We start from the raw sequence: 13,440 nt of genomic DNA, 5'->3' as shown, positions 1-13,440 counted from the left end.
CGGACGTCCGGGACTTGGCGACCCCCGACTTGCCACCGATGGGGCCGCCCAGCAGATCACGCCAGCGCCCCGCGTCGATCAGTCCTCGGCGCAGGCCGGGTCACCCGGGGTGGTGCGGACGCGGGCCAGGAGATCCCGCAGCGTGGCGATCTCCTCCGGGGACAGGTCGGCGAAGAGTCCCCGCTCGACCTCGACCACGGCGTCCTGGGCCTTCGCCAGGACACCGCGCCCCTCCTCGGTGATGGCCACGATGTGGCGCCGCCGGTCGGCGGGGTCCCGACGGCGCTCCACGAGGTGGGCGGACTCCAGGTCGTTGAGGATCCCCACCATGACGCTGGGATCCACTTCGAGCGCCGCGGCCAGGGCCTGCTGGCTCATGAACCCGGTCCTGCCCAGCAGCATCAGCGTGGCGCCCTGACGGGGCGCCAGTCCACTGGAGACGAAGGCGGCGTGCACCCGGCTGTTCGCGATGGCGCCGTTGCGGGCCAGCAGGAATCCGAGCCGGCTCAGAGGGTCACTCTCGGCCGCCTCGGCCACGGACTCGTTCACGCTCATGCACCCACACTACCAAGGAGAGAATCATCACGATGGATGAATCATTGATGAACGCATATCGTTTCCGGCGATCAATCTTATTTCTTCGCACGGGGCGGGAGCGTCGTGCGACAACGAACGACTGGAGCATCCGATGTCCCTCGCCACCGTGCCGCTGTCCTGCGCGCTCGCGGCCTTCATGACCTTCGCCGGAGCGCCGAAGCTCGCGGGCCACCCGAAGACCCGGGACATGGCCCGGCCTCTGCGGGTGCCTGCCGCGCTGCTCCGCCTGGTCGGGCTGGCGGAAGTCGCCGCCGCGATCGGGCTGCTGGTGGGCCTGTTCGAGACCTGGGTGGGCGTGGCCGCGGCCGTGAGCCTCGTCGTCCTGATGCTCGGCGGGACCGCGTCCCACCTGCGCGTCAAGGACGACTTCACGGCGACCGCACCGGCCCTCGCCTCGGCCGCCGCCGCGGCGGGCGTCCTGCTGCTGCACCTCGCCGGCGACTGACCGCCCCGCCGGGCGTTCCCCACCGGCACCGCACCCGCCGGCCGCACCCGCCGGGCAGTAGGCCCACCGGGGTGGGCGGGTTTCTAGGATGAGCCCATGGCTTCCACCACTCGACGACGCTCCAGCGCGGCCGACCGGAGGTCCGCTCTCGAGAAGCGGATCCTGTCCGTCATCGACGAGCTGCTGCGCGACGGTGTCACCTACACCGAGCTCAGCGTCGAGCAGATCGCGAACGCCGCCGGGATCTCCCGTTCCACCTTCTACCTGTACTTCCGCGACAAGGTCGACGTCCTGCTCCGGCTGAGCGGCTCGCTGAAGACGGAGAGCCACGCCATCGCCGCTTCCTGGTGGCCCTGCGGCCCGGGAGGCGGGCTCGACGGCCTGGCCCGCACCTACGAGCTGATCCTGCGCCACTACCGCGAGCACGCCACCCTGCTGTCCGCGATCAACGAAGTGGCCGCGTACGACCCGGCGGTGCGGCAGGCGTGGACCGCCGACCAGGGCCGCTTCGTCGACCATGTCGTCGCCGTCCTCGAAGAGGAGCAGCGGGCCGGCCGGACACCGGCGGACATCGACCCGCACGTCGCCGCCCGGGTCATCGTCCAGGGAGGCGGCCAGGTCATCGCCCAGCAGGTGGCCGACAGCGACGGCAGCGACGACGACGACGTCGCGCGCGAACTGGCGAACGGTTACTGGTTCGGCGTCTATCGCCGCGCCCGGGCGACGACCGCCGACTGAGGCTCGGCGGCGCCACGCCCCTTCCGAGGGCCCGTCCACACGAAGTCCCCCGAAGAGGCAATCATCACACCCTCAAAACCATTGATCCCATTCAATCATCTGATAGCTTCAATGCAAGCCAAGGGTCACAGCCGACCAGGACCACATCCGGGCGGCGCGCACCACGGCAAGGGCGGCTGCCGGCACCGACACAGCCACGACAGCCGTCGGCACCATCACCGGCCGCAGCGGCCGCAGAGCGTTCCCGGAGTTCCCATGTTCAAGACCACCCTTTTCCTGGCCGTTCAGCACCTGCACCCGACGGGGGACGCCGCCGGCGGCGGACGCCACCGCGGTCGACGCGCCCACGAGCGCCTCGTTCTCCTCGGGCTGCCCGGCAGCGGCAGGCACCGCCGCGTCATGGAGGCCGAGCTGCCGGGGAGTGACGCCCAGGCCTGAGAAACAGGCCGGTCACACCGACACCTGCACCGCATCGGGTGGCGATGGGTGCAGGGGCCCCCGCGGAGCGGAGCGGGCGGCCATGGCGGGCGGCTGTCGCCGTGCCCGCGGGGCGGTGCCCACACGCGCCTATGGGGAGTGCGCGGTGGGCACCACCCTCCTTTTTTGTGCCCCGGCTTGCTGGGCCCCGGCCGACTCCCGGATCAGTCGCGGGCCAGCGGGTTGGGCAGCGGCCGGTAGCGGGCGGCGGCCCCGTCGGCTCCCGTCCAGCGCAGCAGCAGGTTCGTCTTGGCGGGGAGCGTCGGCGCGGTGAGCAGCGCGGCGACCTCGGGCAGGTCGTGCCGGACCAGTTCGGCGCGGACGGCGGGCCAGGGGTCGAGTCCCGGGTGACGCTCGGCGAGCGCTCCGGCCAGTTCGGCCAGGTGGTTGACGACCAGGCAGTACACCAGCCGCTCCCACCCGGCCGCACGCGAGACGTCCGGCAGCAGCTTCACCCCCTCCGCGTCCCGGAACAGCGCCTGCACCGGTGCCCCCTCGCCGTCACAGGCGACGAGCGAGTTCTGCAGATGCGCCTCCAGGACGACGCCGTGGTCGGCGAAGGCCGACAGGACCGGGGGCACCACCTGGCGCAGATACGCCTCCCACCAGCGCACCGGGTCGACAGGACCGTCCAGCGGGCTGCCCGCGAAACCCTCCACCAGCCCGGCGGTCAGGAACGGGGTCGCCCCGGGCAGGACGGCGCCGCCCAGTCCGTCGCGGACCAGGACGGCGAGTTCCTCGAAGGCGAAGTCGGCGGTGCGGTACCCCCGGTCGCTCAGCCAGGCCGCCGGACCGCCCGCGAAGGCCCTGCCTACGGCGGCGTCGGTGCGGCGCAGCTTCAGCAGGTCGTGCCGCCACAGCCTCCGCACGTCATTGGTGATGCGCACGTCGAGGCTGAACTTGAGGAACAGGTCGCGGTCCGGGGCGTACACCGTGCGGATCGCGGCCGTCGGCCAGACCGGGGAGGCGGTGGTGCCCAGCCGGACCAGCCGGCCGTCGGCGAGGGCGGGGGCGAGGTCGTGGGCGGCCAGATCGAGCTGCCAGGGGTGGGCGGGCAGCAGCCGGTATCCGGGCGGGGGCGTGCCGAGGCCGTCCAGCGCCGAGGTGTCGCCCTCCTCGACGACGGTGTCCTCGCGCAGTCCGAGCAGCACGAGGGGGAAGCGGGCGTGCGCCTCGGGCGCGTACGGCAGCCAGCCGGCGACCGGGCCGCCACCGCGCGCCTTGGGTGCGGGGTGGTGGGGGTGGCCAGTGACCAGGGACTGCTCGGAGCGCAGATAGGGGTCGTCGGGCGGGGTGGCACGCGCGCGTGCGGCGAGGATGGCGGCGACGGCGTCCCGGCTGTCGAGCATCTCGGCGGGCAGTTCGTGGTTGGACAGACCGGTGTGGCGGCGCAGTTCCTCGGTGACGAGCTTGACGAGTTCGGCGTGGCCGAGACGGCGCCAGCCGTGTGGCGTGTACACCTCGGGTGCGGTGGGCCGCCGTGTGCCGCGCACCCGTAGCAGCCGGTCACCGCCGGGCAGCCGGTAGACCCCCTCGCGGCCGGGCAGCGGCAGCGCCACCTCGCGCAGCAGGCAGTTGAGCAGCGGCGCGGCCGCATGGGCGTCGGCCAGATCGGCGACGTCCACCAGTGCTGCGGCGTCGGAGCCCGCGGGCGGGGGGATGAGGTCCACGCGTTCCACTCGTTCCCTACGGTTCTTTGGTGCGGAGGCGATCAGTATCGCTGTCGTCACCGGCCGCCGTGACGCCCAGGTCGCGCCGTTCTGCCCCGACTCGTCCCGAGGAGCCACCCGTGCACCGTCGTCCCACCGCCGAGGCCGAGGTCGCCGACGAACTGTCCGTCGTCCGCCCGGACCTCACCGCGCGGTACGCGGCCGAACTGCCCGGGGCCCGGGCGGCCGTGCTGACGCGCCTGTGGCGTGCGCTCACCCATGAGCCGCTCCCTTGGATCGAAGGCCGCGCCCCGAGCCGGGACGGCGTCACCCTGCGCCTGCGCGACGGCCGCCTGCTGCACGGCCCCGCCCCGGACCCGTACGCGACCGTGGCCTACGTCACCGCCGTACGACTCGGCGACGTCGAGCACGACCGTCCGGCACGGCTGCTGGCGGACCTCGCGGTACCGCACGGCGCGGACCTCGCCGCCGAACTCGATCACAGCGTCGCCTCACTGGCCCTGTCCAGGGCCGGACAGCCGGCTCACCCGCAGGAGTGGCCGGGAACCGACTGGGAATGGGAGCAGCGCGTGGTGGACGGTCATCCGTACCACCCCAACTGCCGTTCCCGGCCCGGCTTCTCGGTCGCCGAGCAGTTGGCCTACGCGCCCGAGCACCGCCCGCTGGTGGGGCTCGGGCTGGTGCCGGTCCCTGCGGAGACGTGCCTGGTGACGGGGGCCTGGCCGGAGCGGATGCGGGAGCGGGGGCGGGTGCTGGTCCCGGTGCACCCGTGGCAGGCGGCGCACGTGCTGAAGCGGCCCTGCGAGTCACGGCTCACCGGCCACCCGCTGATGTCCCTGCGCACCCTCGCCCTGAGCGACGGCACGCACGTCAAGACCGCGCTCAGCGCACGCCTGACGTCGTCGGTGCGGGACATCTCGGTGGCGTCGGTCGCCGCGTCCATGACGCTGTCGGCGTTCGCGGAGGAACTGGCGGCGCGCACGGACGGCCTGCTGCACGTCACGCGTACGCTGGGCGCGGTCACGGACGGGTCGCCGGACCTGGCGGCGGTGCTGCGGGAGTCGCCGCAGGTGTACGCCGGGCCCGGCGAGCGGGTGCTGCCGGTGGCCGCGCTGGCGACCACCGAGCGGGCCGGGTCGGCAGACTGGTCGGCCGCGTTCGCCCGGCTCGCGCTCGGCGTCGGACTGCGGCTGCTCGACCTGGGCGTGGCGCTGGAGGCCCACGGCCAGAACCTCCTCGTCGTGCTGTCCGCGACCGGCGCCCCGGTGCGGCTGGTCTACCGCGACCTGGCGGACATCCGCCTCAGCCCGGCCCGGCTGGCGCGGCACGGCATCAGGCTCCCGGAGCTGCCCGCCCGGATCGTCACGGACGACGTGACGGCGCTGCGGCGCAAGCTGTTCGGGTCGCTGGTGGCGGGGGCGCTGGCCGGGACCGCGGGGTCGGGGGCCGTTCTGCGGGCGGCGCTGCAGGCCGCCGTACGCGAGCTGCCGCGCACCCCCGACCTGGCCGCGCTGTGCGAGGAACCCCTGCCGGCCAAGGCGTTGACGCTGATGCGGCTGTCGCGGGGAACGGCCGGCGACCTGTGGGCGGAGCTGCCCAATCCGCTGCGGTGATCCTTGTTCGGAACCGTGACGTTCTCCTGCCCGGCCCCCACGGTCTTCCGTTTTGGACCACGACACCTCCGATCAATAAGATCCGCCGATGATCACAAGACAACGGCCGGCGGCGGGAGTCTGGGCCCTGCTCGCCGCGCTGGCGGCCGGGATCGCCCTCCCGTCGACGGCGCTCGCCGACGAGACCACGGCCGCCGCGCCCAAGGTCAACCTGGTCCTGGACGTCAGCGGTTCGATGCGGGCGCGGGACATCGACGGGCAGTCGCGGATGGCGGCGGCGAAGCAGGCGTTCAACGAGGTGCTGGACGCCACCCCCGAGGACGTGCGGCTCGGCATCCGCACGCTCGGCGCGAACTACCCCGGCGACGACCAGAAAAGGGGCTGCAAGGACACCGCGCAGCTCTATCCGGTCGGCCCGCTGGACCGCACCGAGGCGAAGGCGGCGGTGGCCACGCTGACGCCGACCGGCTGGACCCCGATCGGCCCGGCGCTGCTCGCGGCGGCCGACGACCTCGACGGCGGTACCGGTTCCAAGCGGATCGTGCTGATCAGCGACGGCGAGGACACCTGCGCGCCGCTCGACCCGTGCGAGGTGGCCCGCGAGATCGCCGCCAAGGGCATCGGTCTCACCATCGACACGCTCGGCCTGGTGCCCAACACCCGGATGCGGCAGCAGCTCAGCTGCATCGCCGAGGCGACGGGCGGCACGTACACGTCCGTGGAGCACACGGACGAACTCACCGACCGCGTCAACCAGTTGGTGGACCGGGCGGCCGATCCGGTGGTGACCCCGGTAGCCGTCGAGGGGGCGGAGCGGTGCGCCGAGGCACCGGTGCTGAAGTCCGGCCTTTACACCGACCGCGAGGAGTTCGGCCGGCAGCGCTGGTACCGGGTGGAGGTGCTGCCCGGTCAGGAACTGCGCGCGTCCGTGAGCGTGTCGGCGGACCGGGACGTGAATCCGGCCTACGGGGTGCTGCTGCGGGCGGTCACCGTCAAGGGCCGCGAGATCGTGCGGGGCGAGGCGGCCGGGAACGGGCGCACCGACGTGATCTCCACGGGGCTGCGTCACCCGAAGCGCGAGAGCGACGACGACGAGGACGCGTCCGTGGCCGAGACCGTGTGTCTGCAGGTCACCCACTCCTTCTCGGCGGCCTCCGGCGTGCAGACCACGCCCGGACTGCCGCTGGAGCTGACGGTCGACGTCGTCGACGGACCCTCGCCGTCGCACGACGTGGCCTCCTTCGGTCTCGGGCGCGGCTGGTGGCTGCTCGGCGCCCTCGTCCTGGCCGGTTTCGTCGCCGGTCTGCTGTGGGGCTGGCTGTCGCGCTGGCGGGTCGCGGTCTGGAGGACCAACTGATGCGTATCGTGAAGGCTTTGGGCGCGGCCGTGCTGGCGCTCGGATGGGCCGTCTCCCCGGCCGCGGCCGACTCCCCGTCGCCGAGTCCGTCGGACGACGGCGCGGCGCCGGTCCAGGCGGGCACGTCGTTCCGCACGGCGGCCGAGTTCGACGAGGGCGTAACGGCCACGGCGGACGCCTCGGCGGGCGACTACCTGTACTGGTCGTTCCCCGCGGACGCCGGTCGGCGGCCCACCGTCAGGGCGACGGTGAAACTGCCCGAGGCGCACGCCGCCGAGACCTGGCAGATCGACGTGTACGACGGTCTGCGGCGCCGCCAGGCCTGCCAGTACGGGGCCCAGACGCGCACCGCCGCGGCGGACGCGGCCTCCGTGGAGCTGGCCTGCACGCTGCGCACGGTCCGCGCCTGGTCGGAGCCGTGGGCGAACGACCCGCTGCCGGGCACGTACTACATCCGCCTCACGGCGGTGGGCCTGCCGACGTCCGACCTGGGTCTGCCGGTGAGCGCCGAAGTACGGGTGGAGTCCAAGGAGATCGGCGGCGCCGCGGCGGTGGACGGGGCGCTCGCCGAGCCGCTGGTGCCGGGGACCGCCGTCGCGTCCGAGGAGACGGAGCAGGACGCGGCGGTGCTGTCGAGCATCGAGCCCGAGGACGGCTGGACGTCCGGCTGGTGGTCCGACCGGTGGGTGTGGACGGCGGTGGGCGGCGCGCTGGCGGCGCTGGCCGGGGTCGGCGGGTACGCGCTGACGCGGGGATCGGGGCGGCCGACCGGCGTCTGATGCCCTGACGTCCCCTCAGGAGGCCCGCCCGGTGCGGGCCTTCTGCCGTTCTCAGGTCTCCCGCAGCGCCTTGGCCACCGCGCCGTCGCCGGTCACCGTGATCCGTCCGTCCCGTACGGCGTCCGTCACGCTCACCTCGCCGCGGGCGACCGCCGCGCAGGTGTCGGCGCCGAGGACCAGCACGGCGTCGGGTTCGCGCGGCGCCGGGCCGTCACCGTACACGGGACCCTCCTCGGCGCCGACGTACAGGTGGAAGTGCCCCTCCTCCAGCCGCACTTCGACGAGTCCTTCCCCGTCCAGGGCCCGCAGCAGGGGCAGCGCGAACCAGTGGGCGCGGACGGCGTCGGTCGGCCGTCGCTCGCCGAGTTCGGCCTGCCCCCAGGCGCCGAGCGCCTGCAGGACCGGCAGCAACTCGCGTCCGCGGGGCGTGAGTTCGTAGACGTTCGCCGCTCCGGGCGGCGGCAGCCGCCGCCTGGTGGCCAGCCCGTCGCGTTCCATGTCCTTCAGCCGTGACGCCAGTACGTCCGTGCTGACGCCCGGCAGATCCGCGTGCAGGTCCGTGTAACGGCGCGCGCCGGCGAGGAGTTCACGGACGATCAGCAGGGTCCAGCGGTCGCCGACGACATCGAGCGCGCGGGCGGCGGAGCAGTACTGGTCGTAGCTTCGACGAGGTGACATGCGACGCAGTCTAGACATGTCGTTGGACTTTCCAAGCTCGCACTTGGTAAAACCAAGCATCACCACAACCGGAGGGGCGCACCGCATGGAGTTCCGGCAGTCGAACAAGCTGAGCGAGGTCTGTTACGAGATCCGCGGCCCGGTGATCGAACACGCCAACGCGCTGGAGGAGGCGGGCCACAGCGTGCTGCGCCTGAACACCGGCAACCCCGCGCTGTTCGGCTTCGAGGCGCCGGAGGAGATCCTCCAGGACATGATCCGGATGCTGCCGCAGGCGCACGGCTACACCGACTCGCGCGGCATCCTCTCCGCCCGCCGCGCGGTCGCCCAGCGCTACCAGACCCTGGGCCTGGAGGTCGGCGTCGACGACGTCTTCCTCGGCAACGGCGTCTCCGAGCTGGTGTCGATGGCCGTGCAGGCGCTGGTGGAGGACGGCGACGAGATCCTGATCCCCGCCCCCGACTTCCCGCTCTGGACGGCGGTGACCACCCTCGCGGGCGGCAAGGCGGTGCACTACCTCTGCGACGAGCAGGCCGACTGGTACCCGGACCTGGACGACATGGCGTCGAAGATCACGGACCGGACGAAGGCCGTGGTGATCATCAACCCGAACAACCCCACCGGCGCGGTCTACCCGAAGGAGATCGTCTCGGGCATCCTCGACCTGGCCCGCCGGCACGGCCTGATGGTCTTCGCCGACGAGATCTACGACCAGATCCTGTACGACGACGCCGTGCACCACTCGGCCGCCGCGCTCGCGCCCGACCTGGTGGTCCTGACCTTCTGCGGCCTGTCGAAGACGTACCGGGTGGCGGGCTTCCGCTCCGGCTGGCTGGTGGTGACGGGCCCCAAGCAGCACGCCAGGGACTATCTGGAGGGCCTCACCATGCTGGCCTCCATGCGGCTGTGCTCCAACGCGCCCGCGCAGTACGCCATTCAGGCCGCCCTCGGGGGCCGGCAGTCCATCCACGAGCTGACCGCGCCCGGCGGCCGGCTGCACGAACAGCGCAACGTGGCGTGGGAGAAGCTCAACGAGATCCCGGGCGTGTCGTGCGTGAAGCCCCAGGGAGCCCTGTACGCCTTCCCCCGGCTCGACCCCAAGGTGCACCGGATCCACGACGACGAGAGGTTCGTCCTGGACCTGCTGCTGCGGGAGAAGATCCAGGTGGTCCAGGGCACGGGCTTCAACTGGCCGACCCCGGACCACTTCCGGATCCTGACGTTGCCGCACGCGGATGATCTGGAGGCGGCGATCGGGCGGATCGGGCGGTTCCTCGGCGGGTACCGGCAGTAGCGACCGCTTAGCGTGGGTCGCATGGGTGATCTACTGCTGGTGCGGCACGGAGAGACCGAGTGGTCCCGGTCCGGGCGGCACACCGGACTGACGGACGTCCCGCTGACCGAGCGCGGCCGGGAGGAGGCGCGCGGGCTGGTGCCACTCATCCGGTCGCACCGCATCGCAGCCTGCTTCGTCAGCCCCCTGCAGCGGGCGCGGGAGACGGCCGAGCTCATCGGGCTGCACGGCGCGGTGCGGGTGGACGCGGATCTGGTGGAGTGGGACTACGGGGACTACGAGGGGGTCACGACCGTCGAGATCCAGCGGGAGCGGCCCGACTGGTTCCTGTTCAGGGACGGGGTGGCGCCCGGGCCGCCGGAGCATCCCGGGGAGACCGTGCAGCAGGTCGGGGCGCGGGCCGACCGGATGCTGGGCAAGGTGGAGGCCGCCCTCGCCGACACGGAGGGCGTGGCGGTGCTGGTGTCGCACGGGCACTTCCTGCGGGTGCTGACCGCGCGGCGGCTCGGGCTGCCGCCGCAGGACGGCGCGCTGTTCCAGCTGGCGACGGGGGCGGTGTGCCGGCTGGGCACGGAGCACGGGCGTCCGGTGATCGCGGGCTGGAATGTCAGAGCCGGGTCGTAACCTTCGAAGCGGTGGGAACCTCGCCCAGCGCACGGAGGGAGCACGCCGTGACCCGACCGCCGACCGCCGCCCAGCGGCGTGTCATCGACGCCGCCGATCCGGTGACCGGGCGGCTCAAGGGCACGGAGGCGCAGCTCGCGGCGCTGGTGAAGCGGGGCCTGGCCTTCCGGCATCCACGACCGCCGCACGACCACTTCCTGACCCCGGCGGGCCACCGGACACGGGAGGCGGGCCACCGGACACGGGAGGCGGGCCACCGGACTGGGGAAACCGAGGCCGAGAGGCCCGGGCCGGAGCCCTCCGTGAACACGGGTGTGTTCGTCGCTCGCGTCGGGGGCGAGGAGGCCGGGCCGGACACCGGTGGGTCCCGCGTCCGCGAGGTGCACAGCGCCTGGCAGGGACTGCTGGAGCTGCGCCGGATGACCAATCCCGACGGTGCCACGGACCGGCCGTGCGGCTGGGAGCGGACGCACCTGGTGCGGGCCGCCGCGCTCGCGCTGGAGGCCGCCGGGCACCGTCCGGCCGGCGAGGATTCCGCTTCCGGCTACCGGGTGCGGGCGACCCCGCAGCCGGAGGCCGTCGCCGTGCACGAGCCGGACGCCGAGGCGCTGCGGGCCTGCGCCGCCACCCTGGAGAGGGCGGGCTGGCAGGTGGGCGAGCACACCGAGCCGCGTACGCGGACGCGGTATCTGCTGGCGTCGCCGCGGAGGGCATGATGAGCATGGCGCGAACCAGGGTGCCGAGCGCCGACCACGACAGGGGGAAGCCATGACCGAACCGTTCTCCGTCCGGGTGACGGTCCGCGGATACGAGACCGACGTGCAGGGCCACCTGAACCAGGCGGTCTACCTGAACTACGCGGAGCACGCCCGCTGGTCCCTGCTGCGGGCGGCCGGGATCACCCAGGCGGGCCTGGTGGCCACGGGCGTGGGCCCGGTGGCCCTGGAGACCACGATCCGCTACCTGCGCGAGCTGACGGCGGGCGACGAGGTCGACGTGACGTGCGTCTTCGAGTGGGGCAAGGGCAAGACGTTCAGGATGCGGCAGACGATCCGCAGGACCGACGGCACGGTCGCGGCCGAGCTGGTCGGGGTCGGCGGGTTGCTGGACCTGAAGGAGCGCAGGCTGCTGCCCGACCCACAGGCGTACTTCAAGAAGCTGGCGACCGACCCGAGCCTGTTCGGGCTGTAGCGAGCCCGGTCGGTCTCACGCGCCGACCAGCTCCGGATCGTGCTCGGCGTCGTACGCCGCCCGCGCCTCGGCGATGTACATCCGGTTGCGCTCGGCCCAGTCCGTCAGCCGTTGCAGCGTCTCGTGCAACTCACGGGCGACAGGAGTGAGTTCGTACTCCACCTTCGGCGGCACCGTGGGATGCACGGTCCGTACGACGAGCCCGTCGCGCTCCAGATTGCGCAGGGTGAGGGTCAGCATGCGGCGGCTGATCCCCTCGATGCTCCGCTCCAACTCGGTGAAGCGGATCGGCCCGTGCGCGGCGGCGACCAGGATCTGGACCGCCCACTTGCCGGCCACCCTGTCAAGAACTTCCCGCACCGGGCAGGCGTGTGCGTTCACGACCTGGACGGTAACACCGGTGTTCCCCTGGGACATCGAAGTGCCTCCTTACGCCGACCTCCATGGTCACCCACGATGTTCCCCGTTACAAGTCGTGCACCTATGGAGACTGCGGAGGAGACCCGGCCATGTCGTCCCTGACCGAGAACGCGGCGGAAGCCGTCAAGCGCCCTCAGGAGCGAACGTACGCCCGTTGGGCGGCCCTTGTCGTGCTGTGCGCGGGGACGCTGATGACGATTCTGGACGGCAACATCGTCACCGTGGCGATGCCCGCCATCCAGAGCGACCTCGGTTTCAGCGGCCCCGGCCTCGCCTGGGTCGTCAACGCCTATCTGATCCCCTTCGGCGGGCTGCTCCTGCTGGCCGGCCGGCTGGGCGATCTGGTGGGACGCAAGCGGATGTTCACGACGGGACTCGCGGTGTTCACCGTGGCGTCCGTGCTGTGCGGGCTGGCCACGAGCCAGGGCCTGCTGATCGCGGCGCGTGCCGTGCAGGGCGTGGGCGGGGCGATGACCTCGGCCGTGGTGCTCGGCATGCTGGTCGCGCTCTATCCGGAGCCGCGTGAACAGGTCCGCGCCATCTCGGTGTTCAGCGCGGTCGGCGCCGCGGGCGGGGCGCTCGGCACATTTCTCGGCGGGGCGCTGACGCAGGCCCTGGGCTGGCACTGGATCTTTCTGATCAACCTGCCCATCGGTGTCGTCGCGTGGCTCGCGGCCGTGCGCGTCCTCGCCCCGGAGCGCGGCGCCGGGCTCGGCAAGGGCGCGGACTACCCGGGGGCGGCCCTGGTCACCGGCGCCCTGATGCTCCTGGTCTATGTGATCATCGGCGTCGGCGACCTCGGCCCGACCGCCACACTCCTGCTGGCCGGGCTCACCGCCGCCCTGTTCACGGCGTTCGTCGTCCGCCAGGCCCGCGCCGAACGCCCGCTGCTGCGGCTGCGCCTGTTCCGCTCCCGCCTGCTGACCGGCGCGAACGCGGTGCAGATCCTGATGATCGCGACGATGTACGGCTTCCAGTTCATCGGCGCGCTCTATCTGCAACGCGTCCTCGGGTACGACGAGTTGACCACCGGCACGGCCTTCCTCCCGGCGCCGATCGCGATCGGTCTGCTGATGCTGGGGCTGTCGGCCCGCACGATCGGCAGGTTGGGCGCGTACCGGGTCCTGCTGGCCGGGCTCGTGCTGATCACCGCCGGCATGGCCCTGCTCAGCCGGGCCCCCGTGGGTGGCTCCTACGTCACCGACGTACTCCCGCCGCTGCTGCTGCTCGCCGCCGGGTTCGCGGCCGCCATGCCCGCGCTGACCGGGCTCGCCATGTCGGGCGCCCGTGACGAGGACGCGGGCCTGGCGTCCGGGCTGTTCAACACGACGCAAGTGGTGGGCGGCTCACTGGGCCTGGCGGTGCTGTCCACGCTCGCGGCGAGCCACACCGACGGGCTGCTCGCCCACGGCGCGGAGCAGGTGGGGGCCACGGCGGAGGGCTACCAGCTGGCGTTCCGGACGGCGTCGGTGATCGCGGTGGGGGCGCTGGTGCTGGCCGCGGTCGTACTGAGGCCACGCCCCGAGCGGCCCTGAATGAGCAGGCCGAGCTGTTCGC

At 72.8% G+C, this 13,440-nt stretch carries 15 protein-coding genes; 11 read left to right on the top strand and 4 right to left on the bottom strand.

The genetic code is table 11. The features are described 5' to 3' along the window. Positions 1-78: 78 nt before the first annotated feature. The gene (locus IPT68_RS29690; protein ID WP_228040013.1) at positions 79-555 is read right to left on the bottom strand and encodes a MarR family winged helix-turn-helix transcriptional regulator; all 477 of its coding nucleotides are present in this window, start codon (positions 553-555) and stop codon (positions 79-81) included. Between the two features lie 133 nt (positions 556-688). Between IPT68_RS29690 and IPT68_RS29685 the strand changes: the two genes are divergently transcribed. The 3 genes from IPT68_RS29685 (at position 689) to IPT68_RS29675 (ending at position 2,218) form a co-directional block, all read left to right on the top strand. Beyond that, positions 689-1,042, top strand: a complete 354-nt coding sequence (locus IPT68_RS29685) for a DoxX family protein (RefSeq protein ID WP_189699905.1) — start codon at positions 689-691, stop codon at positions 1,040-1,042. A 96-nt stretch (positions 1,043-1,138) separates the two neighbouring features. Next, the gene (locus IPT68_RS29680) at positions 1,139-1,780 is read left to right on the top strand and encodes a TetR/AcrR family transcriptional regulator (protein ID WP_189699906.1); all 642 of its coding nucleotides are present in this window, start codon (positions 1,139-1,141) and stop codon (positions 1,778-1,780) included. 255 nt (positions 1,781-2,035) lie between these two features. Further along, complete coding sequence (locus IPT68_RS29675) at positions 2,036-2,218, top strand: hypothetical protein (protein ID WP_189699907.1); 183 nt, start codon at positions 2,036-2,038, stop codon at positions 2,216-2,218. A gap of 203 nt (positions 2,219-2,421) precedes the next feature. Here the strand turns inward: IPT68_RS29675 and IPT68_RS29670 are convergent, their stop codons facing one another. Continuing rightward, positions 2,422-3,936, bottom strand: a complete 1,515-nt coding sequence (locus IPT68_RS29670) for an IucA/IucC family protein (RefSeq protein ID WP_189699908.1) — start codon at positions 3,934-3,936, stop codon at positions 2,422-2,424. Positions 3,937-4,046: 110 nt separating this feature from the next. Between IPT68_RS29670 and IPT68_RS29665 the strand changes: the two genes are divergently transcribed. The 3 genes from IPT68_RS29665 to IPT68_RS29655 all read left to right on the top strand — a co-directional run bounded on the left by IPT68_RS29665 (position 4,047) and on the right by IPT68_RS29655 (position 7,676). Beyond that, entirely contained in the window at positions 4,047-5,540 is a 1,494-nt protein-coding gene (locus IPT68_RS29665) for an IucA/IucC family protein (RefSeq protein WP_189699909.1), read from the top strand. An 88-nt stretch (positions 5,541-5,628) separates the two neighbouring features. Continuing rightward, positions 5,629-6,897 (top strand): VWA domain-containing protein, encoded by a 1,269-nt coding sequence (locus tag IPT68_RS29660; protein WP_189699910.1) that lies wholly within the window; start codon positions 5,629-5,631, stop codon positions 6,895-6,897. After that, complete coding sequence (locus IPT68_RS29655) at positions 6,897-7,676, top strand: hypothetical protein (RefSeq protein ID WP_189699911.1); 780 nt, start codon at positions 6,897-6,899, stop codon at positions 7,674-7,676. Before IPT68_RS29660 ends, IPT68_RS29655 begins: the two co-directional genes overlap by 1 nt. Positions 7,677-7,727: 51 nt before the next feature. On the opposite strand, the gene IPT68_RS29650 is transcribed toward IPT68_RS29655, so the two are convergent. Next, the gene (locus IPT68_RS29650) at positions 7,728-8,354 is read right to left on the bottom strand and encodes a winged helix-turn-helix transcriptional regulator (protein WP_189699912.1); all 627 of its coding nucleotides are present in this window, start codon (positions 8,352-8,354) and stop codon (positions 7,728-7,730) included. A gap of 85 nt (positions 8,355-8,439) precedes the next feature. Here IPT68_RS29650 and IPT68_RS29645 point away from each other — a divergent pair, with 85 nt between their 5' ends. Genes IPT68_RS29645 through IPT68_RS29630 form a run of 4 tightly spaced genes read left to right on the top strand, consistent with a single transcriptional unit; the run spans position 8,440 to position 11,463 of the window. Beyond that, positions 8,440-9,648 (top strand): pyridoxal phosphate-dependent aminotransferase, encoded by a 1,209-nt coding sequence (locus IPT68_RS29645; protein ID WP_189699913.1) that lies wholly within the window; start codon positions 8,440-8,442, stop codon positions 9,646-9,648. 21 nt (positions 9,649-9,669) lie between these two features. Next, the gene (locus IPT68_RS29640; protein WP_189699914.1) at positions 9,670-10,272 is read left to right on the top strand and encodes a histidine phosphatase family protein; all 603 of its coding nucleotides are present in this window, start codon (positions 9,670-9,672) and stop codon (positions 10,270-10,272) included. Between the two features lie 47 nt (positions 10,273-10,319). Then, positions 10,320-10,988, top strand: a complete 669-nt coding sequence (locus tag IPT68_RS29635) for a hypothetical protein (RefSeq protein WP_189699915.1) — start codon at positions 10,320-10,322, stop codon at positions 10,986-10,988. A gap of 52 nt (positions 10,989-11,040) precedes the next feature. Further along, positions 11,041-11,463 (top strand): acyl-CoA thioesterase, encoded by a 423-nt coding sequence (locus tag IPT68_RS29630; RefSeq protein ID WP_189699916.1) that lies wholly within the window; start codon positions 11,041-11,043, stop codon positions 11,461-11,463. A 15-nt stretch (positions 11,464-11,478) separates the two neighbouring features. Here IPT68_RS29630 and IPT68_RS29625 read toward each other — a convergent pair whose 3' ends face one another. Next, a complete protein-coding gene (locus tag IPT68_RS29625) occupies positions 11,479-11,880 on the bottom strand; it encodes a winged helix-turn-helix transcriptional regulator (protein WP_189699917.1) in 402 nt (133 codons plus the stop codon). Between the two features lie 92 nt (positions 11,881-11,972). Here IPT68_RS29625 and IPT68_RS29620 point away from each other — a divergent pair, with 92 nt between their 5' ends. Further along, positions 11,973-13,418, top strand: a complete 1,446-nt coding sequence (locus tag IPT68_RS29620; RefSeq protein ID WP_189699918.1) for an MFS transporter — start codon at positions 11,973-11,975, stop codon at positions 13,416-13,418. Positions 13,419-13,440 lie beyond the last annotated feature (22 nt).

Source organism: Streptomyces chromofuscus (assembly GCF_015160875.1).
GTDB lineage: Bacteria > Actinomycetota > Actinomycetes > Streptomycetales > Streptomycetaceae > Streptomyces > Streptomyces chromofuscus.
This window is presented reverse-complemented; position numbering and strand designations above follow the sequence as displayed.

Coding starts and splice junctions, on each gene's coding strand:
- IPT68_RS29690 (WP_228040013.1), bottom strand. CDS start 555: ATGAGCGTGAACGAGTCCGTGGCCGAGGCGGCCGAGAGTGACCCTCTG.
- IPT68_RS29685 (WP_189699905.1), top strand. CDS start 689: ATGTCCCTCGCCACCGTGCCGCTGTCCTGCGCGCTCGCGGCCTTCATG.
- IPT68_RS29680 (WP_189699906.1), top strand. CDS start 1,139: ATGGCTTCCACCACTCGACGACGCTCCAGCGCGGCCGACCGGAGGTCC.
- IPT68_RS29675 (WP_189699907.1), top strand. CDS start 2,036: ATGTTCAAGACCACCCTTTTCCTGGCCGTTCAGCACCTGCACCCGACG.
- IPT68_RS29660 (WP_189699910.1), top strand. CDS start 5,629: ATGATCACAAGACAACGGCCGGCGGCGGGAGTCTGGGCCCTGCTCGCC.
- IPT68_RS29655 (WP_189699911.1), top strand. CDS start 6,897: ATGCGTATCGTGAAGGCTTTGGGCGCGGCCGTGCTGGCGCTCGGATGG.
- IPT68_RS29650 (WP_189699912.1), bottom strand. CDS start 8,354: ATGTCACCTCGTCGAAGCTACGACCAGTACTGCTCCGCCGCCCGCGCG.
- IPT68_RS29645 (WP_189699913.1), top strand. CDS start 8,440: ATGGAGTTCCGGCAGTCGAACAAGCTGAGCGAGGTCTGTTACGAGATC.
- IPT68_RS29640 (WP_189699914.1), top strand. CDS start 9,670: ATGGGTGATCTACTGCTGGTGCGGCACGGAGAGACCGAGTGGTCCCGG.
- IPT68_RS29630 (WP_189699916.1), top strand. CDS start 11,041: ATGACCGAACCGTTCTCCGTCCGGGTGACGGTCCGCGGATACGAGACC.
- IPT68_RS29625 (WP_189699917.1), bottom strand. CDS start 11,880: ATGTCCCAGGGGAACACCGGTGTTACCGTCCAGGTCGTGAACGCACAC.
- IPT68_RS29620 (WP_189699918.1), top strand. CDS start 11,973: ATGTCGTCCCTGACCGAGAACGCGGCGGAAGCCGTCAAGCGCCCTCAG.